The organism is Mycobacterium sp. (assembly GCF_035506235.1).
Lineage (GTDB): Bacteria > Actinomycetota > Actinomycetes > Mycobacteriales > Mycobacteriaceae > Mycobacterium.
Genome location: NZ_DATJPU010000108.1, coordinates 41,828 through 62,938, shown reverse-complemented (window position 1 = coordinate 62,938; position 21,111 = coordinate 41,828). Strand labels below are relative to the sequence as shown.

The window sequence follows — 21,111 nt, the reverse complement described above, 5'->3', positions numbered from 1 at the left end:
TACGTGCACGTGCTGGCCGACGGCGACATCCACACCTCCGGCGAGCTGGCCAAGGCCATCGCCTGCGGCGCCGACGCGGTGGTGCTGGGCACGCCGCTGGCCGAGTCCGCCGAGGCGCTCGGCGGCGGCTGGTTCTGGCCGGCCGCGGCGGCGCACCCGTCGTTGCCGCGCGGGGCGTTGCTGCAGATCGCCGTCGGCGAGCGCCCGCCGCTGCGGCAGGTGCTCAACGGCCCGTCCGACGACCCGTTCGGCAGCCTGAATCTGGTCGGCGGACTGCGCCGGTCGATGGCCAAGGCCGGTTATTGCGACCTCAAGGAGTTCCAGAAGGTCGGCCTGGCGGTCGGTAGCTGAGCTCCCGCTGCCGAGCGTCACGCCAGAGTGACGGTCGTCGGCGAGCGTCACGCCAGCGTGGCGGTCGTCGAGGGAGTGCGAGCCGTCGTGGGCTGGCTAGTTTATTACCGGCGGGCACGGCCATACTGGTGCCATGAAGCCGGATTACGACGTCCTGATCATCGGTTCTGGGTTCGGGGGCAGCGTCAGCGCGCTGCGGCTGACGGAAAAGGGCTACCGCGTGGGGGTGCTGGAGGCCGGCCGCCGCTTCTCCGACCAGGAGTTCGCCGAGACCTCCTGGGACCTGCGCAAGTTCCTGTGGGCGCCCAAGTTGGGTTGCTACGGCATCCAGCGGATCCACCCGCTGCGCAACGTGATGATCCTGGCCGGCGCCGGCGTGGGCGGCGGCTCGCTCAACTACGCCAACACCTTGTACGTGCCGCCGGAGCCGTTCTTCAAAGACCAGCAGTGGGCGCACATCACCGACTGGCGTGACGAGCTCATGCCGCACTACGAACAGGCGCAACGGATGCTGGGCGTCGTCGAGAACCCGACGTTCACCGACGCCGACCGCCTCGTCAAGGAAGTCGCCGACGACATGGGCTGCGGCGACACCTGGGTGCCGACGCCGGTCGGGGTGTTCTTCGGCCCGGACGGCACCAAGGCGCCGGGCAAGACCGTGCCCGACCCTTACTTCGGCGGCGCCGGTCCCGACCGCACCGGCTGCCTGGAATGCGGCTGCTGCATGACCGGATGCCGCTACGGCGCCAAGAACACCCTGGTGAAGAACTACCTCGGCCTCGCGGAAGCCCATGGCGCGCACGTCATTCCGATGACGACGGTGAAGGGCTTCGAGCAGCGCCCCGACGGGCTGTGGGAGGTCCACACGGTTCGCACCGGAAGTTGGCTGCGCCGCGACCGGCGCACCTACACCGCCGAAAACCTGATCCTGGCCGCGGGCACCTGGGGAACGCAGCACCTGCTGTTCAACATGCGCGACAAGGGCAAGTTGCCCCGGCTCTCGAAGCGCCTGGGCGTGCTGACCCGGACGAACTCCGAGTCGATCGTCGGCGCCGCGACGCTGGAGGTGCTGCCCGAGCTGGACCTGACGCACGGTGTGGCGATCACGTCGTCGATCCACCCGACGTCGGACACCCACATCGAGCCCGTCCGCTACGGCAAGGGTTCCAACGCGATGGGGCTGCTGCAGACGCTGATGACCGATGGGCCAGGGCCCGATGAAACCTACGTGCCGCGGTGGAAGCAGCTGCTGGACCAGGGCCGCGAAGACCCCCGCGGCCTCCTCCGGATGATCAACGTCCGCCAGTGGAGCGAGCGCACGGTCATCGCGCTGGTGATGCAGCACCTGGACAACTCGATCACCACGTTCACCAAGCGTGGCAAGCTCGGAATCCGCTGGTACTCCAGCAAGCAGGGGCACGGCGAACCGAACCCGTCGTGGATCCCGGTCGGCAACGAGGTCACCCGCCGCATCGCCGCCAAGATCGACGGCGTGGCCGGCGGCACCTGGGGCGAGCTGTTCAACATCCCGCTAACGGCCCACTTCCTCGGCGGCGCGGTGATCGGCGACAACCCCGAACACGGCGTCATCGACCCGTATCACCGGGTCTACGGCTATCCCACGCTGTTCGTGGTGGACGGCGCGGCGATCTCGGCGAACCTGGGCGTCAACCCGTCGCTGTCCATCACCGCGCAGGCCGAACGCGCCGCCTCGCTGTGGCCGAACAAGGGCGAGAACGACCTGCGGCCGCTGCAGGGCGACACCTACCGCCGGATGTCCCCGATCCCGCCCGGGCACCCGGTGGTGCCAGCGCACGCGCCGGGCGCGCTGCACTGGCTACCGATCGACCCGGTGAGCACCGCGGGCTGACCCCTCAACTCAGCTCGCGAGCGCGGCGTAGCCGGGCGCTGCGGGTCGTCACCATCAGTTCCAGTCAGCTCGCGATCGCTTCGAGCGGGGCGCCGCTGACGACCCGGCTGCGTTGCCTGTGCACGTTGACGGGCACGTCGCCCATCAGCGTGACCCGGTGCATGAGCCGGCGCTGGCCGTCGTAGTCGTCGATCGCCCGGTGCTGGGTCGCCCGGTTGTCCCAGATGGCGACGTCGCCGTAACTCCAGCTCCAGCGAATGGTGTTCTCGGGCATGGTGATTCGACGCTGGAGCAATTCGAACAGCACGGCCGATTCGTAGCTGTCCATTCCGACGAACCCGCGCACGAAATCGCCTAGCACCAGCGTCCGCTCACCCGTCTCCGGGTGGACCCGCACCACGGGGTGCTCGGTTTGGAACTCCTTTTTCTCGAAGGCCTGCCGGAACGCCCGCTGCGCGTCGTTCAGCTCCTCGGTGTTCACGTAGTCGTGGCGGTTGGTGTGCAGCGCCCAGAGGTTTTCCACGAGGCACTTCAGCGGTTCGGGCAGCTGCTCGTAGGCGGCTGCGGTCGACGCCCACAGGGTCGACCCGCCGTAGCTGGGCAGGGTGACCGCGCGCAGGATCGATGCCGCCGGGTAGTTGGCCGCGAACGTGACATCGGTGTGCCAGCGGGTGGCCTTGCCGTATTCGGAGTTGATCGGCGTGATGACCGGCGCGTCCTTGCCGGCGAGGAAGGCGGCGGCGGGGTGGCCGATCGGGGTGCCCAGCAGCCCGGCGAACGCGAGCTGTTCTTCGTCGTCGAGGTGGTCCTGCCCGCGAAAGAAAATCACCTTGTGGGCCAGCAGCGCGTCGCGGATCTCCCCGACGGTGGCCGGGTCGAGGTCGCCACCCAGGCGCACCCCGTCGAGTCGGGCGCCGATCCGGCTGCCGAGCTTGGTGACGGTGAGGGTGTCGGTCATTTCTTTCGTTCCTTCGGCAAGTTCAGGTGTAGTCAATCGACTACATGCGCTAGTGTAGTCACATGACTACACGTTCGGCAAGTGCCAGGCGGAAAAATCCCACCGGTCGGGAAGAGGTGGGCGCCGCCATCCTGGAGGCCGCCACCGACCTGTTCGCCGAGCGCGGCCCGGCCGCGACGTCGATCCGCGACATCGCCGCCCGGTCAAAGGTCAACCACGGGCTGGTGTTTCGGCACTTCGGCACCAAGGACCAGCTCGTCGGCGCCGTGCTCGATCACCTCGGCGCCAACCTGAAGGAACTGCTCGAGTCGGGCGCGCCGGCCGACATCGAACGGGCGCTTGACAAGCAGATGCGGGTCATGGCGCGCACCGTGCTCGACGGGTATCCGGCCGCGCAGCTACAGAAGCGCTTCCCCAACGTCGCCGGGCTGCTGGACAAGGTGCGGCCGCGCCATGACACCGAGCTCGGCGCGCGGCTGGCCGTCGCCAATGCCCTTGCGCTGCAATTTGGTTGGCGATTGTTCGCGCCCATCCTGCGCTCGGCCACCGGTCTGGACGAGCTGACCGACGCCGAGATCCGCAAGGCGGTGGATGCCGAAGTGGCCCGGGTCTTCGAACCTCACTGAGTGCGGGCCAGGGCGCGCCGGCGCAGTGGCTCGCGGCCCGGCGGCTGCTGCGGCGTCGGGAGCAGGGGTTTGCGGATGCGCACGGCGACGGTCGTCGGCGAATCGGTTTTCAGCGTCAGTTGTTCGCCGGCGTGCCGGATGGTCAGCTCGTGATCGGGCCCGTCGTCCACTCGGTACGTGACCTCGGAATGGTTGACGTCGACGGTCAGCCGGAACTCTCGCCACCGCAGCCGGAACCGCAGGCGCGAAATGCCTTCGGGCAGTTGGGGATCCAGCGATAGGATGCCCTCGTCGTCGCGCAGGCCGCCGAACCCCACGACCAGCGTCATCCAGGCCCCGGCAAGCGAGGCCATGTGCAGTCCGTCGCGCGTGTTGTGGTGCAGGTCGCGCAGATCGATCAGCGCGGCCTCGTAGGCGTAGTCGTGTGCCAGCTCCAGGTGTCCGACCTCGGCGCACATCACCGCCTGCGTGCAGGCCGACAGCGACGAGTCGCGCACTGTGCGCCGCTCGTAGTAGTCGACGTTGCGGGCCTTCTGTTCGGGCGTGAAGGCGTGGCTCTGCCACTGCATCGCCAGCACGAGGTCGGCCTGCTTGATCACCTGGGCGGGGTAGAGCCGCACGTAGGCCTCGTGCAGCAGCAGGGGATAGGTGGTGTTCTTTCCGAAGTCCCATTCAGCGAAGTTGGTGAACCCCAGGCACTGCTGATGCACGCCCAGTTCGGCGTCGTAGGGGATGTTGACGGCGTCGGCCGCATCGCGCCAGGAGGCGGCCTCCTCGGTGGTGACGTCCAGCGCCGTCGCCTCCTCGGGGTGGCGGTTGCAGGCGTCGGCGGCGGTGACCAGGTTGTTCGCCGCCATCAGGTTCGTGAAGACATTGTCACGGACGATCGCCGTGTACTCGTCGGGTCCGGTGACGCCGTCGAGGTGCCAGACGCCGTGCCGGTCGTGGTGCCCGAGCGACATCCACAGCCGGGCGGTCTCGACAAGCACCTTCAGGCCGCACTCACGCTCCAGGTCCTGGTCGCCCGTGACGGTGCGGTAGCGCTCGAAGGCCATCGCGACGTCGGCGTTGATGTGCCACGCCGCCGTGCCGGCCGGCCAGTACGCCGAGCATTCCTGCCCGCGGATGGTTCGCCACGGAAAGCTGGCCCCGTCCAGGCCCAGTTCGGACGCCCGCTCCTTGGCTTGTTCCAGCGTGGACGCCCGCCAGCGCAGCGCGTCGGCGACGGTGTGCGGCGCGGTGTAGGTCAGCACCGGCAACACGTAGGCCTCGGTGTCCCAGAAGGCGTGGCCGTCGTAGCCGGTTCCGGTGAGCCCCTTGGCGGCGATGGCGCGACGTTCGGCGCGGGCGCTGGCCTGCAACAGGTGGAACATCCCGAACCGGACGGCCTGCTGGGATTCGGGGTCGCCCTCGACCTCGACGTCCGCGTTTTGCCAGAAGTCGTCGAGGTAGGACCGTTGGGAGTCCACCAGCCCCTGCCAGCCGGTGTAGCGGGCGCTGTGGATGGCGGCGGCGGCCTGGTCGCGCAGCGCCGGGCGGGAGCGCATGCTCGACCAGCCGTACGCCAGGTACTTGACGATGCGCAGCTTCTGGCCGGCGCGCAGCCCGCAGATCACGGTGGTCCGGGCCAGGTCGGGGCGGGCGTCGGTGCTGAACTCGACGCGACCGGGAACGTCGATCTCGTGCTCCATCGCCGCGGACATCATCAGGGCGCTGGCCCGGGTCCGGTGCATGAGAAGCGCTCCGGTCTCGGTGTTTTCGTGGTCGACGGCTTCCAGCGGGCGCTCCAGGATCGCCGACACCCGCGGGTCGTCGGAGGTCTCCGGCTGGTCCTCGTTGGTGACCAGTTCGGACTGCACGGTCACGCGCACGAATTCGCCGACCGCTTCGACCACGTACTCGATGGCCGCGACGCCGCGCTGGGCCAGGGAGACCAGGCGGGTGGACACCACCCTGACCTGCTTGCCGTTGGGCGAGCGCCAGTCCGCGCGGCGGGTCAGCGTCCCGGCGCGCAGGTCGAGCACCCGCTCGTGCGAGATGAGCTCGCCGTAGCGGACGTCGAACGGCTCGTCCTCGACCAGCAGCCGGATGATCTTGCCGTTGGTGACGTCGACGATCGTCTGGCCGGCCTCGGGGTAGCCGAAGCCGGCCTCGGCGTACGGCAGCGGGCGGATCTCGTAGAAGGAGTTCAGGTAGGTGCCCGGCAGGCCGTGCGGCTCGCCCTCGTCGAGGTTGCCGCGCAGGCCGATGTGCCCGTTGGACAACGCGAACAGGGATTCGGACTGGGCCAGCAGGTTCAGGTCGAGCTGGGTCTCCCGGATCTGCCACGGCTCGACGGGGAAGGCTTCCTCAGTGATCATCGGGGATCATGCCTCACAGCAGCTCGGCGAGATCGGTGACCACGACGTCGGCGCCGTTACGGCGCAGATCCTCGGCCTGGCCCACCCGGTCGACGCCCACCACGTAGCCGAAGTGGCCGGCACGGCCCGCCTGCACGCCCGACAACGCGTCTTCGAAGACGGCCGCGGCGTCGGGGCCGACGCCGAGGGCCTCGGCCCCGCGCAGGTAGGAGTCGGGGGCCGGCTTGCCGGGGATGTGCTCCTCGCGCAGCGTGACGCCGTCCACCCGCTTCTGAACGAAGCGGTCGAGGCCGGTGATCTCGAGGACGTCGCGGGTGTTGGCACTCGAGGAGACCACGGCGATCCCGAGGCCCGCGGCCGAGACCGCCTCCAGGTAGCGGCGCGACCCGTCGAAAACCTCGACGCCGTCGTCGTGCAGCACCTTCTGGAACATCTCGTTCTTGCGGTTGCCCAGGCCGTATATCGTCTCGGCGTCGCCGGGGTCGTCCGGGTTGCCGTCGGGCAGCTCGATTCCCCGGCTGTTCAGAAACGACCGGACCCCGTCCTCGCGCTTCTTGCCGTCGACGTATTTGCGGTAGTCGTCGGCGGGGTCGAAGGGGACGAACTTCTCTCCGGTTCGCTTGGCCCGTTCGGACAGGTAGGCGTCGAACGTGGCCTTCCAGGCCTTGGTGTGAACGCTCGCGGTATCGGTGAGCACGCCGTCGAGGTCGAACAGACAGGCACGCACCTTCTCTGGCAGACCCAGCGCTGTGTTCACCAGGGACCTCACTCTCTCGGCTAGCGGGCGATACTTGGTGCGATACCCACTCCACCATGCCGAGATGCGTGCCGCCAGCGTCACTCGTCCAGCAGGCCGCGCTCGATGAGGTCTAGCACTCGGTCCCGCGAGAATCTGATGGCGGCGGGGCTCGCGGGGAGCGGTCCATCGAGTAGCAGGCCCGCCAGACCGTGCACGGCGGACCACGCCGCAACCTCGGCTCCCGGCCTGCGGCGAGCGTCCAGTAAGCCGGCGGCCTGGGCTTCGTCGAGTACCTGACCGAGGACCCCGAAGGGGTCGGCGGTGGTGTCGGTTGGCTCGGGGGACGTCGCGGGATGCGAGGTGAACGCGGTGCGAAACAGCCCCGGCTCCGACATCGCGAAATCGATGTAGGCGGTGCCGACGGCGCGCAGTCTCTTGCGAGGGTCGTTGGTGCGATTGACGCGTCGGCGCATCTGCGTGGCGAGCTCGTTGCGCGCAAAGCGCGACACCTCGGCCAACAGCGCCTCGCGATCGGCGAAGTGGCGGTAGGCGGCCGAATGCGACACTCCCGCGGCTCTGGCCGCCTCGCGCAGGATCACCCGATCGGGTCCGCCCTCGCGGGCCAGCGCGATGCTCGCCTCGATCAGCGCCGACTGCAACGCGCCGTGATGGTAGCGCTTTTCGCCGGTGGGGCCGGCGCCGACGGAACCCATGCCACCACGATCTCACATGGCCCGAAATGTTGACAACGGTCACATCCCGGTCGCATACTGGCCAATGTAACCACTGGTCACATCGGAAGGAACTCCAATGACAAACGCACGTGTGCTGGTCACCGGGGCCACGGGAAAAATCGGCGGCGCGGTGGCGACCCAATTGCTGGAAAGGGGCGTGGCCACCAGGGCATTGGTGCATCGCGATGACGGGCGCAGTGCCCGGCTGCGCGCCTTGGGCGCCGAAATCGTCGTGGCGGATATGCTTGACATTCAACAGGTTCGGGCCGCGGTCGACGGCGTGAATCGGTTGTTCTTCAACCCCCCGTACCATCCCCACGCCCTCGACAGTGCCGTCACCTTCGCCGTGGCCGCACGCAGCGCGGGCGTCGAGGCGGTGGTCGCGCTGGGCCAGTGGCTTGCCAGCCCCGAGCATCCGTCTCTGATGACGCGCCAGCAATGGTTGTCCGACAAGCTGTTTCAGCTGCTGCCGGACACCGCCCACGTCGCGGTCGATCCCGGCTTCTTCGCGGACAACTATTTCCAGGTGCTGCCGGTTGCCGCCCAACTCGGGGTGTTGCCGATGCCGAATACCGGAGCACGACGCAACGCGCCCCCGTCCAACGAAGACATCGCCCGGGTCGCGGTTGGCGCATTGCTCGACCCGCATCGCCACGACGGTCGGGCCTATCGCCCGACGGGGCCAAAGCTGTTGTCCGGCAAAGACATCGCCGACGCGCTAGGTGAGGCGCTGGGCCGGCGGGTCCACCTTATGGAAATTCCCCCTTGGATGTTCCTGCGGGCTGTGCGGTTGAACTCCAAGCGGCTCGGCGTAGACATGTTCTTCGAGTCCGGTTTGCGCCATTACCTGCCCGAGACCGGCCTGGGCACCTGGGAGGTGGGCGGCCCGACCACCGATGTGCGTGACGTCGCGGGGGTCGAGCCGGAAGACTTTCTCACCATCGCCCGCCGCTACGTTAACGCGGCGGACACCCGGCGCACCGCGGGCAGGATGCTGCGCGAGGTCGGGAATCTCGTGCTGACCGGGCTGGTGCCGACGCCCCGGCTCGATCGCTTCGACCGTCGCCAGCAGCATCCCCGACCCGCCCGGCCGCGGTATTCGGGCGAGTCGGCCGTCTGGCTCGGCGAGCACAGCCCGTCAGTTGACGCGGCCAACTGCCGGTTCGGCTCGGGCGAGCTGGCGGTGGATGTCCAGCAGGTGGTGCCGCACGTCGTGCAGCGTGTTGACGGCCACCCAGCGGAGCGTCCGTTCGCAGCGCTGCGGCCAGTTGTAGACGATGCGGAGCTCCCAGTCGCGGGTATCGAGTCGGCGTAGGGCGTTCGCCAGCAGCCGCCCGGCGACCGTCACCTCCTCGGCGACCTCGGTCGGGTCGCTCTCGGCGTACCCCTCATGGGCGACGCGTTCGTCGCGGCCCATCGGCACGGCGGCGGGTACGTCGACGCGACGAGCCAGCAGCACCCGCTCGCGCTGGGTGATCAGGACGTCGCGGACGTGGCAGGCGTACTCCAGCGGGGACCACAACTCCGGCGCGGTCCGCCGCGCCAGGGTATGTGGCTCGGTGGTGACAAGCAGCCGGGCCAATTCGGCGACGCCGAGCAGGATGTCGTCGCCGGCCCGTGTTGCGGCGGTCAGGTCGTAGGCGTATCCGCACTCCTCGCACCGGTCCACGGTGCACAGCTTATGGAGGCCGCGCGCGCCGGACGATGCGGATCGTCTCCGTGGCTAGACCTGTTGTTCTTCGGTTGGGGTTGCGGGATCTGCGCACTGAAGTCGGGGGCCGGGCTGTCCGGCTTGGCCTGATGACGGACGCGCCCGGGTGTGGATTGGGCGGCCGATTTTTGTCGTACCCGGCTGCGATGATGGGGTTATGTCTTCGACCGCATCTGCTGGCGCTGTGGTGGTGAGCCCGAAAGAGCGGCTGGGGGTGTTGTTTGAGGAGTTGGCGGAGTTGGCCGGGCAGCGCAACGCCATTGATGGGCGCCTCGTGGACATCGTGGCCGAGATCGAGCGCGACGAGCTGTGCGGGATGACGGGTGCACGCTCGGTGGCGGCGTTGGTGGCCTGGAAGCTGGGGGCGTCCTCGGCCAACGCCCACACGATTGCCACCGTGGCGCGCCGGCGGGCGGAGTTCCCGCGCTGCGCGGCGGGCCTGCGGGAGGGTCGGCTGTCGCTGGATCAGGTCGGTGTCATCGCCGCGCGCGCCGGGGAGGGCTCCGATGAGCACTACGCCCAGCTGGCGCAGGTCGCCACGGTCAACCAGCTGCGCACCGCGGTCAAGCTCGAACCCCGACCCGATCCCGAACCGCGACCCCAATCCGAGCCTTCGCTCACCAAGACCACCAACGAGCAGGGCAGCTGCTACCGGATCACACTCGATCACCTGGGTGCGGCGAAGTTCGACGCCGCCTTGGCGTCTCATCGGGAGGCGCTGATCACCGAATGGAAACACGACCACAGCGAGGGCGGTGCGGATCAGCGGCCCCCGCTGCCGGGCACCCTGGAGGCGTTTTGGCGCCTGGTCGAGACCGGCTGGGACACCGAGGCCACCCGGCGCCCCCATGGCCAGCACACCACCGTGGTGGTCCACCTCGACGTCGAGCGGCGCGCCGCCGCGCTGCACCGGGGTCCGCTGCTGTCCGAGGCCGAACGCCAATACCTGAGCTGTGATGCCACCTGCGAAGTCTGGTTCGAACGCGCCGGACAGCTCATCGGCGCCGGGCGCACAACCCGCGGAATCAACCGGCGGCTGCGCCGCGCCCTTGAGCACCGCCAGCCCAGCTGCGCAGTCCCTGGCTGCGGGGCCACCCGCGGCCTGCACGCCCACCACATCTGGCACTGGGAAGACGGCGGTGCCACCGAATTGGCCAACCTGGTCCTGGTCTGCCCCTATCACCACCGGGCACACCACCGCGGCCTGATCACCATCACCGGAACCGCGACCGCTCTGACCGTCACCGACAGCGCCGGGCGAGTCCTCAGCCCAGCATCGCTGGCGCGTCCACCCACCCAACCCTCACCCGCGGTGCCGCCCTGCCCCGGACCCACCGGCGAACGCGCCGACTGGTGGTGGTACGAACCCTTCCAACCCCAACCACCACCACCCACCACCAACTAGGCTGACTAGTGTTGGGACATAAAGCATTTTGTGTGCGCAACCCGCTGATTTGAGCCAGGTTGGGCTGCACCGCCGCAGCTTATGGACGCCGCGCGTGCCGGATGATGCGGACCATCTCCGCGGGTCGCTCGAGGGCCGAGAAGTGGCCCGCGCGGGGCGACGTGCTGGCCTGCACACCGAGTAGGCGGGCGACCTGGTCCCGATCCGCCGGGCGCGACCAATCGTGCTCGCTGTAGACCAGCGTGACCGGCGTATTCACCTGCGCGTAGCGGCCTTTCGCGTCGATGAGACCGGGCAGGCTGCGCATGATGGCCCGATTCACCCTCGGGTAACCGGGACGGCGGCCGCTTCGCCGCAGCTCGGTGAGGAAGTTCTTCGGCAACGCGCCGTGGTCGGCGAAGCCGCCGGCCAGCACACCCCGAAGGATCGCGCGATTCTCGAGTCGGGCGAAGACCGGCCCCGAACCGGGCAGGCGCACGCTGGTTCCGATCAGGCGGGCGAACCAGTTGCCGCGTTCCAGGCCGCCCGGGTAGTCGTAGGGGTTGATGGCGATCACGTCGCTCACCCGGTCCTTCAGCTGGATCGAGGCCAGCAGCGCCAGCGCGGCGCCCATCGATTCGCCCGCCAACGTGACGTCACGCAGGTCCAGTGCCTTGATGAATTCGATGACGGCGCCGCGTAATTCGGGCTCTCCGTATCGCGCCCGGGCACGACATCCGACCAGCCCATGCCGGGCAGGTCCAGGGCGTACACCGTGAAGTCGTCCCAGACCGCGGGAACCACCCGTTGGAAGTAGTCCAGCTGCGTGCGGACGGTGTGGAGCAGCACCAGCGGCGGGCCGGTTCCCACCGTGAAGTAGCGCAACCGGGAGCTCTCAGACCGCCGGAGGAACTTGACCTCGCCGCGGCCGCCGCTCCAGGTCAGCGTGTAGCGCTGGTCCGGAATCTCGTTGAGCTGCATGGTATTCATGCCTCGCCGATCGCCTGGATGGCGCGGACGCGTCCGTCGGTCAGGGCGTGGGTGAGGTTTTCGGCCTTGCGCGCAAAGTCGGTGACGAAGGCGTGCAGGCCCAGCGGGTTGGCGGGCTGGGCCAGCAGGGCCTGCATGAGCGCGGCCGCCTGCTCGGTGAGGTCGTTCCACGCCACGACGGTGAACCCGGCGGACTCGACGACGGATCGCAGCTCCCCGGGTGTGACCAGGTGGCTGCGCGCGGGGTGGTCGGCCCAGGGCAGGGGATAGCTGAGTTCGCCCTCGCCGACCGTGATGTCCCACAGGGCAAGCCGCCCGCCATGCTCCAGCACCCGCCGCGCTTCGGAGTACAGGCGCGCCTTGTCCGCCACGTTCATCTGGACGTGCTGGCTGATTGCGACGTCGAAACTGTCGTCGGCAAAGGGGAGTTCGGTGACGTCCGCCCGGCGAACCGAAATTCGCCCCTCGAGCCCGACGAGCCGGTTGAGCCAGCGGTTCGTTTCGCAGTATTCGTCGGTGAGGTCCACGGCGGTGACCCGGCAGCCGTAACGGTCGGCGACGTAGCGGGCGGTGCCGCCGACCCCGCTGCCCGCGTCGAGCACCTCGCTCTCACCGGTGATCTGCGCCAGGTCGACCAGCTGCGCTGTCGCGATGCGGCCCATCGTGTGGAAGTCCTCGAGCAGGCCCAGGTCGGCGGGCGTGAGGCCGTCGAGATCCTTCCCGGCGGAGCGCAGCGCCCGCTCGATGTTGTTGCGCGACAGCCCCGTCGAGTACTGGTCGGAGATTGTGTCGTTCATCGCCGCACCTCGGCCCACGCGGTGATGATCGACGGCATCGCGATGAGGGCGTCGGCCGCCAGCGCCTCTTCGCGGAAGCGCGGCACGAAGGTGTCGATGTCGGCGAGGTCGTCGATGGCGAAGCCGTGCTGTTCCGCGATGGGGGATACCAGTCGCCAGACTTCGGCGGCGTAGGCCAGGATGTCCGTGTCGGCGGCCGTGCCGATCGGCGTGCCAAGGGTCAGCCGGGGTGCGCCCAGGCCGGCGTCGGCGAAGACCGTGTGCAGCGTGGTGCCGAACCGCGGGCTCAGCCCCATGGCCTCGAAGGCGCGCACGATCCCGTCGGTCACCTGCCGGAACAGCGGAAGGTCCGGGGTGCTGCGCGTCGCGGCGATGTCGTTCTCGGAGAACGCGATCACGCCGCCGGGCCGCACGAACGAGCTGAGCCGGCGCAGCGTGGCGGCGGGATCGGGCAGGTGCATCAGGATCAACCGCCCGACCACCGCGTCCACCGGTTCGTCCAGGGTGATCGCGTCGATGGCGGCTTGCGTGAAGTGCACCGTGGACAGACCTCGTTCGGCCGCGCGGGCGCGGGCCAGCTCGACCATCTCGGGCGCGGCGTCCACACCCAGAACGCTGCCCGCCGGGCCGACGAGCCGGGCGGCGACGAACGACACGTCGCCGGGGCCGCAGCCGATGTCGAGCACCCGCATGCCCGGCCCCAGCCCGGCGAGCCGCAGCGCGTGCTCGGTGTAGCCGTCGTACAGCCGCCCCTGCAGGAGCAGCCGTTGCACCTCCACGTCGGCGTGCCCGAGGACATAGGTGCTGTCGGATGTACTCACTATTTCCGTGCCTTTCTGTGCGGGGTCTAGGCGTTGGCCAGCTCGGGGGACGGCGCCACCTGCCGCCCGCGGGCCGGCAGGAGCCAGGCGACGACGATCGCGGCGCCCAACGCGATGCCCGCGCAGACCAGCGAGCTCACCTGCAGGCCGTCGAGGAAGGCGCGGTCAACGACGGCGCGGACGTGGCCGGCCTGCGGGGCGGGCAGGCGTCCGATCACGGTGTGCGCCGCGGCCATCGAGTGCCGCATGGCTTCGGCGGGCAGCCCGGTCAACGCATTCGCGCCGAGATGTCCCGAGTACACCGAGGCGAAGATGCTGCCCGCGATGGCAACGCCGAGGGTGCCGCCGAGTTCACGCGTCGTGTCGTTGACGGCCGAGCCGACCCCGGCCTTATCAGCGGGCAGCGATCCCATGATCGCCTCGGTGGCCGGCGAAAAGGTCAGGCCGAGGCCGCCGCCGAGCAGCAGCATCTGGACCGCGATCTGGTCGTAGGGCGTGGCGGCGTCGGCCGTGGACGCCCAGGCCAGGCCGCCGGCGAACACCGCCAGGCCGGCGGCGACGACGGCGGTGGTGCCGACGCGTTCCACCAGCCGGGGCCCGAGGATGCTGGCCAGCGCGATCGAGCCGGCGACCGGCAGCAACCGCACGCCGGCCTGAAATGCCGTGTAGTCCTTGATGAATTGGAAGTACTGGGTGATGACGAAGATGAAGCCGAACAGCGTCAGGAAACCGGCGGTCACCGCCAGGCTGCCGCCGGAGAACCGGCGGTTGAGGAACACCGAGACGTCCAGCATCGGGTGGGTGCTGCGCCGCTCCCACGCCGCGAACCCGGCGAGAACGATTGCCGCGACGGCGAATCCGGCCGCCGTCCGGCCGTTGGTCCATCCCCAGGTGGGCGCCTCGATGACCGTGTAGACCAGCGTCGTGATTCCGGCGGCGGACAGGATCAGTCCCGGGACGTCGACGCGCGGCGCCGCCGGGTCGCGCGAGGTCGGAACGAACAGGATGCCGCCGACGATGGCCAGTGCCGCGATGGGAATGTTAACCATGAAGATGGAGCCCCACCAGAAGTGCTCCAGCAGCCAGCCGCCGCTGATCGGTCCCACGGCCACCCCGACGCCCACCATCGCCGCCCACAGCCCGATCGCCTTGGCGCGCGCCACGGGGTCGGTGAAGACGTTGGTGATCAGGCCCAGCGTGGTCGGGAAGATGACCGCCGCGCCCACGCCCATGGCGGCGCGGGCCGCGATCAGCGCGTCGGCCGAACCGGCCTGTGCCGCAACGCCGGAAGTGAGGGCGAACAGGGCCAGGCCGAGGCTCAGCGCGCCGCGCCGGCCATAGCGGTCCGACAGGCTGCCGGCCGACAGCAGCAGGCCCGACATGACCAGGGTGTAGGCGTCGACGATCCATTGCAGCTGGGCGGTGTCGGCGCCGAGTTCGCGCGACAGGGTGGGCAGCCCGACGTTGACGATGGTGGCGTCGACGCTGATGACGAAGACGCTGAGGCAGATGACGCCGAGCGCGGCGATCGGGCGGTTCCGGAAGATCGGGTCGATGCGCATGGACGAGACGCTAAAGCCAATAGACAAATAAATCAAGTAACAAGTTGAAAAAGATGTCCATCGCAGTTAGATTGGCCTGGTGGCTTCCCGCAGGAACTACAACCAGAACTGCCCGATCGCGCGCGGTCTCGACGTCCTCGGCGAGCGGTGGACGTTGCTGATCCTGCGCGAACTCGTCGGCGGACCCCGCCGCTACGGCGACCTGCGCGACGAACTGCCCGGCATCGCAACCAATCTGCTCGCCGAGCGGCTCAAGGAACTGCAGGATGCCGGACTCGTCGACCGCGCCGACCTGCCGGCCCCGATCGGGCGAACGGTCTACACGCTCAGCGACCTCGGCTGGCAGCGGGTGTTGCCGATTCTGCAGAGCATCGCATGGTTCGGCCTGGACCGGCTCGACCCGATCGACGACGGTGGCCCGGCCACGCCGCTGAACGGGTTCCTGGCCGGCCTGCTGCTGGGCTTCAACTCGCGTCAGGCGGCCGGTCTCGAGGCGAAGTGCCGCATCGAGATCGACGGCCGCCGTTTCGAATTCGCCGTGACGGCTGGTCGCCTCGCCGGGGGCCGCGGCGACCCCGCGGTGACCATCACCGCCAGCGCCGCCGACCTGGTCACCGCGCGCCTCGGGTCAAGCGACGCCAAGCGCAAGGCGGCGCTGCGGCGCGTCACCTTCGACGGTGACCGGGAGACCGTCGAGGCGGTGCGTCGGGCGTTTTCGCTGTAGTGCCTCACGCCTGCAGCGCGTTGATCCACTTTTCGAGGCGGCGGGCTTGGTGGGCCATGACTTCGGGCCGCGCGAGGGCGTTGGTGAGGACCGCGCTGCCCTCGTAAGCGATGACGAGTTCGAGCGCCAGGTCGCGGGCGTCGCGGCGGCCCATGGCGTGGAATTGCTGCTCGGTCCAGTCCAGCAGGGCTTGCATGATTGGCGCGGTCAGCTCCGGCGATTGGCCCGGCTGGTTCGCGAGCTCGGTGCAAAGGGTGCCCAACGGACAGCCGTGGTCGGCGATGGTGTCGCGCGACTCCGCCAGCATCCCGACGAGCGCCTTGAGCCGGGCCTTGGGGCTACCGTGTCGGCGCTGCAGGGCCGCGGTCGCGGAGCGGATTTCCTCGGTGCGCGCCTCGACAACGGCGGCCACGATGTCGTCCTTGGTCTTGAAGTAGTAGTACATGTTACCCAGCGGCACCTCGGCGGCCTCCGCGATGTGCGCGAGTGTGGTGCCCGCGATGCCCTGGCGGTAGAACAGGTCGCACGCGGCGGCGATCAGCCGCTCCCGCTTGCCGGGGGGCTTCGGCGGGGCGGCTTCGTCGGTGTCGATTGAGTCAGCCATATCACTCACGGACTATAGACGGCACGCGTCCATGCTCAGGTGCCACAGGTAGTCCCGGTTCTCCCGCGTGTTGTGGGCCGTCTTGACCTTCTTCGGCCTGGCGTTGGCGAAGTACTGCCCGGACACCTGTGCCGCATCCGGTGAGTCGGCGAGGAACACCGACGTGGCGGCGCCTTTGTCGGGAGAGCGCGAAAAGGGCAGCGCCGCATAGGAGACCGCGCGGAAGACCCCTTGCGCTCCCCGCATCATCGGCGTTCTGACGATCCCGGGATGCACGGCGTTCGCGGTGACGAGTGTCGGTGCCAGCCGCTGCGCGAGCTCGATGGTGAACAGCAGCACGCAAAGCTTGGACGCGGCGTATGCGCCAATGGTCGAGAAGCGGCGCTCGCTTTGCAGGTTGTCCGGGTCGAACTTGCCGGCGCGGTAGACGCTCGAGCTCAGGTTGATGACCCTGCCCTGCGGGCTGTTTTCCAGTGCGCCGCGCAGCAATTGGGTGAGGTGGAACTGCGCGAGGTAGTTGACCTGAAACGTCGTCTCGTAGCCGTCCTCGGTCAGGACGCGTTGCGGCATGATGACCCCGGCGTTGTTGATCAGGACGTCCAGCCGCGGGTAGCGCGCCAGGAACGTCTCGCCCAGCCGGTGCAGCTGCGCGAGCGACCGGAGGTCTGCGGTGAGGTGGTCGACATCGCGGTTGCCGGTGGACGCGACGATTTCGGATGCGACGGTCGCCGCCTTGGCCCCGTTGCGCGCGGCCAGCACGACGGTGTGGCCCTTGCGGGCCAGGGCGGTCGCGGTGACCTTGCCGATGCCGTCGGTGGCCCCGGTGATGAGGCAGATCGGTTTGTCCATCGGCTACGGGGCGGTCGTCTTGACGCGGGTGGGCCGCGCCAACATGCGCGACATCATCGAGCGGGTGACTGCCGCCGGCACGAGCGCGGCGGTCACCCGGTTGACTCGGCCCGGTACGCAGCGGGCCCTATTGCGCTGCAGCGCGCGCAGCGCCTCGCGGGCGCAAACGTCCGGTGCCATGGGCGGTATCGGCATTTTGTCGGGGTCCAGGCCCAGTTCGGCGATTGCCGGCGTGCGGGTGGGCCCGGGGTACAGCACCGTGACGTGCACCCCATGCTGGGCCAGCTCGCCGTGCAGGCCGACGCCGAGGCTGGCCACGTAGGCCTTGGTCGCCGCGGTGTGCGCCAGGTACGGCACACCATGTATCGCCCCCAAGGCGGAGACCAGCACGATGCCACCGCGGCCGCGCCGCGCCAGCCGTTCGCCGAAATGATGGGTGAGGCCCAGATGTGCGGCGGTGTTGAGCCGCAGGATCGCCCGCTGCGCCTGGAGATCGGAATCCAGGAAGGGGCCGGGGAGGCCCGCGCCGGCGTTGGACACCAGCAGCCCGACGTCGATGTCGTTGGTGGCCTCCGCGATTGGGGTCAGCATGCCCGGGTCGGACAGGTCGACACCGACGGCGCGATAGTCGACGCCGTAGCCCCGGGCCAGCGCCGCGCCCAGTTCCTGCAGCGCGGCCAGTCGCCGCGCGACCAGCACCACCTTGATGCCCGCATCGGCGAGCTGGTGAGCGAATTCGCGGCCGATCCCAGACGACGCACCGGTCACGACCGCCCAGGGACCGAATTGATGTGCATTGATACCCATGGTGTTTGGACCCTTTCGCCGGCCGCTTCGCGGGATCGAAACTCGTAAGTAAGTTAGTTGAACAACTTACATCCGACATCAGGACATCGGCAAGTCCCATGGCGAAACTCGTCTACAAGCAACAAAACAGAAGGCGGTGCGTGATTGCGCTGCATCCGCGGTAGCGTTACGGTATTGGTCAGCTGACTTACTAATCCCGATCTCGAACCGAGGGCGAGGATGACTTTCGTCAAACGCGCGTGGATTCCGCTGGTCGTCGTGGTCCTGGTCGCTATCGCGGGTTTCGCCGTCTACCGACTGCACGGGGTCTTCGCTGCTCGGGGTGCCGCGTCGGCCGTCGGCCCCCGCGCAGATGACATCAAGCCCTTCAATCCCAAGCGCGTGACCATGGAGGTCTTCGGGCCGGCGGGAAGCGTGGCCGACATCAACTATCTCGACGTCGACGCCGCACCCCAGCGCGCCGACGACATGCGGCTGCCGTGGACGTACAGCGTGGCCACGACGGCCCCGGCGGTCAGCGTCAACGTCGTCGCGCAGGGCGACGGCGCGATCATCGGCTGCCGAATCACCGTGAACGGCGATATCAGGGCCCAACGAACCGTGGCGGGCATTCACCCGCAAACCTTCTGCCTGGTGAAGTCCGCGTGATCGCCCGAACGGTTCGCCGGCTTTCGGTGCCCATCCTGCTTTTCTGGCTGGGGCTGGCCGCGGTCACCAACATCGTTGTACCGCAACTGGAAGCGGTCGGAGAGGCGCACGCGGTGTCGATGAACCCCGAGGATGCGCCGGCGGTACAGGCCATGAAGCGCGTCGGCCAGGTGTTCAGAGAATTCGACTCCGACAGCGCGGTGATGGTCGTCCTCGAAGGCCAGACGCCGCTGGGCGATGCGGCGCAACGGTTTTACGGCGACCTGATCCGCAAGCTCGCGCAGGACCACAAGCACGTCGAGCACATCCAGGACTTCTGGGGCGATCCGCTCACCGCGGCCGGCTCGCAGAGCGCCGACGGCAAGGCCGCCTACGTTCAGGTTTTTCTCGCCGGCCGCCAAGGCGAGACGCTGGCCAACGAGTCCGTCGACGCCGTGCGGCGCATCGTGTCAAACGTGCAGGCGCCCAACGGCATCAGGGCCTATGTCGCCGGCCCCGCGGCCGTGACCACCGATGAGCTCGAATTCGGCAACAAGAGCGCCCGCAAGGTGATGGGCGTGACCGTCGGGGTCATCGTGCTCATGCTGCTGATCGTGTACCGCTCGTTGGTCACCGTGCTGCTGACGCTGCTGATGGTCTTCATCGAATTGCCCGCCGTGCAAGGGGTGATCGCGTTCCTCGGAAGCCACGGAATCCTCGGGCTCTCGACATTTGCGGTGCAAATCCTTCCGATCCTCGCCATCGCCGCGGGCACCGATTACGCGATCTTCGTCGTGGGCCGATATCAGGAGGCCCGTCAGGCCGGCGAGGAACGGGAAGCCGCCTACTACACCATGTTTCGCGGCAGCGCCCACGTGGTCCTGGGCTCGGGCCTCACCATCGCCGGCGCGATGTTTTGCCTCAGCTTCACCAGGCTGCCGTATTTCCAAACCCTGGGCGCTCCGTGCGCGATCGGGATGTTCACGATGGTGGCCGGCGCGCTCACGTTGGGTCCGGCCTGCGCCCATGAACCCCCGCCGCACCAAAAGCCAGACGCTGTCCGAGTCGATTCGCATCGCCGCGCCGCCCGACCGGGTGTGGGACCTGATCACCACCGTCGCCGGCATTGCGGAGTGGTACGACACCTGGGACGCGGTCGAACATGCCGCCGGCGATCAACGACTCCAGGTGGGCACGTCGTTTCGGCTGATCCGGCACCGCGGCGGCCGCGACGACACCGCACTGTGCCGCGTGACCTCGCTGCAACCGCGCCGGCGATTGTGCTGGGTGCAGTCCGCCCGGCAGCTGCCCACCATGTCGGTCGAGTTCCGGCTGGTCCCGGAGACCGACGGGGCCGCCGGCACGTGGGTGAACCACACCAGGAGCTGGCTAGGACCTGATGATCGCTGAGTTCGTGGTCACCACGACACCGGAAGTTCGACGAGCCCGCCGGCGAGTACGTCGCTACGGGTGGGCAGTGTTGCCGGGTCGACCGTCAGATGCATGGACGGGAATCGTGGAATGAGTTGACCGAAAACTGCTTTCAGCTCGATACGCGCCAAAGGGGCGCCGATGCAATAGCGTGCGCCGTGGCCGAATGTGAGGTGCCCGGCATCCTTTCGGGCGATGTCAACACGCTCCGGGTCGGTGAATGTCGAGGGGTCGTGGTTGGCGGATCCGATGTCCAGCAGTACGAGGTCTCCGGCGTGGATGGCGACACCGTCGATGTCGAAGTCCGTGCGCGCGTAGCGAGGAATGCCACCCACCCCGGCGCCGGTTGCCGCCGCCCGCAGCAGCTCCTCGACGGCGGTGGGGATCAATGCGGGATTATCAACAAGCGCCTGCCACTGATCGCGATTCGTCAGCAACAGCGTTGCCCCGAGCCCGATCTGGACCACCGTGGTCTCGTGTCCGGCGAACAGCAAGAACATCGACATCGTGGCGGCCTCCTCGTCGGAGACGCCATCAGCCGCACGCAGCCGCGACATCACATCGTCGCCGGGGCAGGTGCGCTTGCGCTCGACCAGCGCGCGGCCGTAATCGAACAGCTCCGCCAGCCCCCGCTCGGAGCGGGCGTGATCGCGCACATTGCCGGCGTCCTCCGCCCACGCGCGGAACTGCTCACGGTCGGAATAAGGCACTCCGAGCAGCTCGCAGATCACCAGGATGGGCAGCGGCAGTGCCAACCGCGCGTGCAGATCGGCGGGGGGACCCTGCTCCGCTAGTTCGCCCAGTAGCCCGGTCGTGAGTGCCTCCACCCTCGGTACCAGCGACCGCAAATGCTTGGGCGAGAAATGGGGTTGCAGCAGGGTCCGCATCCGAGCGTGGTCGGCCGCCTCGGTGTCGAAGTCCCCGAGAGGACCACCGAATAACGCCGATTCCCCAGTGCGCGCGGCGGTTTCGGGTTCACGATGGGAACGGCCGAGGCGATCGTCGTCGAGCAGCCGTCGCACGTGTGCGTACTCGGTGACCAGCCAGGCCTCGTCACCTACCGGTGTGCGCACCCGGCGAACCGGAAGTTGGGTGGATGTCATTGCACCCCTCAAGTAGAGGCAATCTTGTATAAGAACAATTAAACAAGACTACTTGTACACTCA

21 protein-coding genes and 2 pseudogenes are annotated in these 21,111 nt (G+C 68.6%); 9 read left to right on the top strand and 14 right to left on the bottom strand.

Annotated elements, in window-relative coordinates; translation table 11 throughout:
• Positions 1 to 351: IMP dehydrogenase (locus VMD50_RS10165; protein ID WP_325427371.1), on the top strand; the 351-nt coding region annotated here is incomplete at its 5' end.
• A 133-nt stretch (positions 352 to 484) separates the two neighbouring features.
• Positions 485 to 2,221: a GMC family oxidoreductase gene (locus tag VMD50_RS10160; protein WP_325427369.1), complete on the top strand. Its 1,737-nt coding sequence runs from the start codon at positions 485 to 487 to the stop codon at positions 2,219 to 2,221.
• A gap of 64 nt (positions 2,222 to 2,285) precedes the next feature.
• On the opposite strand, the gene VMD50_RS10155 is transcribed toward VMD50_RS10160, so the two are convergent.
• Complete coding sequence (locus VMD50_RS10155; protein ID WP_325427367.1) at positions 2,286 to 3,179, bottom strand: TauD/TfdA dioxygenase family protein; 894 nt, start codon at positions 3,177 to 3,179, stop codon at positions 2,286 to 2,288.
• A 62-nt stretch (positions 3,180 to 3,241) separates the two neighbouring features.
• On the opposite strand from VMD50_RS10155, the gene VMD50_RS10150 reads away from it, so the two are divergent.
• A complete protein-coding gene (locus VMD50_RS10150) occupies positions 3,242 to 3,805 on the top strand; it encodes a TetR/AcrR family transcriptional regulator (protein WP_325427365.1) in 564 nt (187 codons plus the stop codon).
• Here the strand turns inward: VMD50_RS10150 and VMD50_RS10145 are convergent.
• The 3 genes from VMD50_RS10145 to VMD50_RS10135 form a co-directional block, all read right to left on the bottom strand.
• Positions 3,799 to 6,165, bottom strand: a complete 2,367-nt coding sequence (locus VMD50_RS10145) for a glycoside hydrolase family 65 protein (RefSeq protein ID WP_325427363.1) — start codon at positions 6,163 to 6,165, stop codon at positions 3,799 to 3,801. The two genes, VMD50_RS10150 and VMD50_RS10145, sit on opposite strands and share 7 nt — an antisense overlap.
• Before the next feature lie 13 nt (positions 6,166 to 6,178).
• Positions 6,179 to 6,934: a beta-phosphoglucomutase family hydrolase gene (locus tag VMD50_RS10140; protein ID WP_325427361.1), complete on the bottom strand. Its 756-nt coding sequence runs from the start codon at positions 6,932 to 6,934 to the stop codon at positions 6,179 to 6,181.
• Positions 6,935 to 7,002: 68 nt separating this feature from the next.
• Positions 7,003 to 7,617 carry a TetR/AcrR family transcriptional regulator gene (locus VMD50_RS10135; RefSeq protein ID WP_325427359.1) on the bottom strand — a complete coding sequence of 205 codons (615 nt, stop codon included), beginning with the start codon at positions 7,615 to 7,617 and terminating at the stop codon, positions 7,003 to 7,005.
• Positions 7,618 to 7,714: 97 nt separating this feature from the next.
• Between VMD50_RS10135 and VMD50_RS10130 the strand changes: the two are divergent.
• Positions 7,715 to 8,086 (top strand): annotated as a pseudogene (locus VMD50_RS10130) (NmrA family NAD(P)-binding protein); the annotation flags it as partial.
• 690 nt (positions 8,087 to 8,776) lie between these two features.
• Here VMD50_RS10130 and VMD50_RS10125 read toward each other — a convergent pair.
• Entirely contained in the window at positions 8,777 to 9,307 is a 531-nt protein-coding gene (locus tag VMD50_RS10125) for a DinB family protein (RefSeq protein ID WP_325427357.1), read from the bottom strand.
• A gap of 199 nt (positions 9,308 to 9,506) precedes the next feature.
• On the opposite strand from VMD50_RS10125, the gene VMD50_RS10120 reads away from it, so the two are divergent.
• Entirely contained in the window at positions 9,507 to 10,754 is a 1,248-nt protein-coding gene (locus VMD50_RS10120) for an HNH endonuclease signature motif containing protein (protein WP_325427356.1), read from the top strand.
• A 79-nt stretch (positions 10,755 to 10,833) separates the two neighbouring features.
• Here VMD50_RS10120 and VMD50_RS10115 read toward each other — a convergent pair whose 3' ends face one another.
• From VMD50_RS10115 to VMD50_RS10095, 5 genes are read right to left on the bottom strand one after another with little or no spacing between them, the layout of a single operon-like run.
• Positions 10,834 to 11,421, bottom strand: a complete 588-nt coding sequence (locus tag VMD50_RS10115; RefSeq protein ID WP_325427379.1) for an alpha/beta hydrolase — start codon at positions 11,419 to 11,421, stop codon at positions 10,834 to 10,836.
• A complete protein-coding gene (locus tag VMD50_RS30000) occupies positions 11,328 to 11,723 on the bottom strand; it encodes a hypothetical protein (protein ID WP_325427354.1) in 396 nt (131 codons plus the stop codon). The genes VMD50_RS10115 and VMD50_RS30000 overlap by 94 nt, the downstream gene beginning before the upstream one ends.
• The gene (locus VMD50_RS10105) at positions 11,720 to 12,520 is read right to left on the bottom strand and encodes a class I SAM-dependent methyltransferase (RefSeq protein WP_325427352.1); all 801 of its coding nucleotides are present in this window, start codon (positions 12,518 to 12,520) and stop codon (positions 11,720 to 11,722) included. The genes VMD50_RS30000 and VMD50_RS10105 overlap by 4 nt, the downstream gene beginning before the upstream one ends.
• Positions 12,517 to 13,341, bottom strand: coding sequence for a class I SAM-dependent methyltransferase (locus tag VMD50_RS10100; RefSeq protein WP_325427350.1), 825 nt, complete (start codon positions 13,339 to 13,341; stop codon positions 12,517 to 12,519). The genes VMD50_RS10105 and VMD50_RS10100 overlap by 4 nt, the downstream gene beginning before the upstream one ends.
• 26 nt (positions 13,342 to 13,367) lie before the next feature.
• Positions 13,368 to 14,903 carry an MFS transporter gene (locus VMD50_RS10095; RefSeq protein WP_325427348.1) on the bottom strand — a complete coding sequence of 512 codons (1,536 nt, stop codon included), beginning with the start codon at positions 14,901 to 14,903 and terminating at the stop codon, positions 13,368 to 13,370.
• A 79-nt stretch (positions 14,904 to 14,982) separates the two neighbouring features.
• Here VMD50_RS10095 and VMD50_RS10090 point away from each other — a divergent pair, with 79 nt between their 5' ends.
• A complete protein-coding gene (locus VMD50_RS10090; protein WP_325427346.1) occupies positions 14,983 to 15,627 on the top strand; it encodes a winged helix-turn-helix transcriptional regulator in 645 nt (214 codons plus the stop codon).
• Between the two features lie 4 nt (positions 15,628 to 15,631).
• On the opposite strand, the gene VMD50_RS10085 is transcribed toward VMD50_RS10090, so the two are convergent.
• From VMD50_RS10085 to VMD50_RS10075, 3 genes are read right to left on the bottom strand one after another with little or no spacing between them, the layout of a single operon-like run.
• Positions 15,632 to 16,231 carry a TetR/AcrR family transcriptional regulator gene (locus VMD50_RS10085; RefSeq protein WP_325427344.1) on the bottom strand — a complete coding sequence of 200 codons (600 nt, stop codon included), beginning with the start codon at positions 16,229 to 16,231 and terminating at the stop codon, positions 15,632 to 15,634.
• A 12-nt stretch (positions 16,232 to 16,243) separates the two neighbouring features.
• Positions 16,244 to 17,080 (bottom strand): SDR family oxidoreductase, encoded by an 837-nt coding sequence (locus VMD50_RS10080; protein WP_325427342.1) that lies wholly within the window; start codon positions 17,078 to 17,080, stop codon positions 16,244 to 16,246.
• 3 nt (positions 17,081 to 17,083) lie between these two features.
• Positions 17,084 to 17,887, bottom strand: a complete 804-nt coding sequence (locus tag VMD50_RS10075; RefSeq protein ID WP_325427340.1) for an SDR family NAD(P)-dependent oxidoreductase — start codon at positions 17,885 to 17,887, stop codon at positions 17,084 to 17,086.
• Between the two features lie 219 nt (positions 17,888 to 18,106).
• Here VMD50_RS10075 and VMD50_RS10070 point away from each other — a divergent pair, with 219 nt between their 5' ends.
• The 3 genes and pseudogenes from VMD50_RS10070 (at position 18,107) to VMD50_RS29835 (ending at position 19,924) form a co-directional block, all read left to right on the top strand.
• Positions 18,107 to 18,535, top strand: coding sequence for an MmpS family transport accessory protein (locus VMD50_RS10070; RefSeq protein ID WP_325427338.1), 429 nt, complete (start codon positions 18,107 to 18,109; stop codon positions 18,533 to 18,535).
• A pseudogene (locus VMD50_RS10065) lies at positions 18,514 to 19,533 on the top strand (MMPL family transporter); the annotation flags it as partial. The gene VMD50_RS10070 and the pseudogene VMD50_RS10065, both read left to right, overlap by 22 nt.
• 7 nt (positions 19,534 to 19,540) lie before the next feature.
• The gene (locus VMD50_RS29835) at positions 19,541 to 19,924 is read left to right on the top strand and encodes an SRPBCC family protein (RefSeq protein ID WP_414686037.1); all 384 of its coding nucleotides are present in this window, start codon (positions 19,541 to 19,543) and stop codon (positions 19,922 to 19,924) included.
• Between the two features lie 8 nt (positions 19,925 to 19,932).
• On the opposite strand, the gene VMD50_RS10060 is transcribed toward VMD50_RS29835, so the two are convergent.
• Positions 19,933 to 21,048 (bottom strand): cytochrome P450, encoded by a 1,116-nt coding sequence (locus VMD50_RS10060; protein ID WP_325427336.1) that lies wholly within the window; start codon positions 21,046 to 21,048, stop codon positions 19,933 to 19,935.
• Between the last annotated feature and the right edge of the window lie 63 nt (positions 21,049 to 21,111).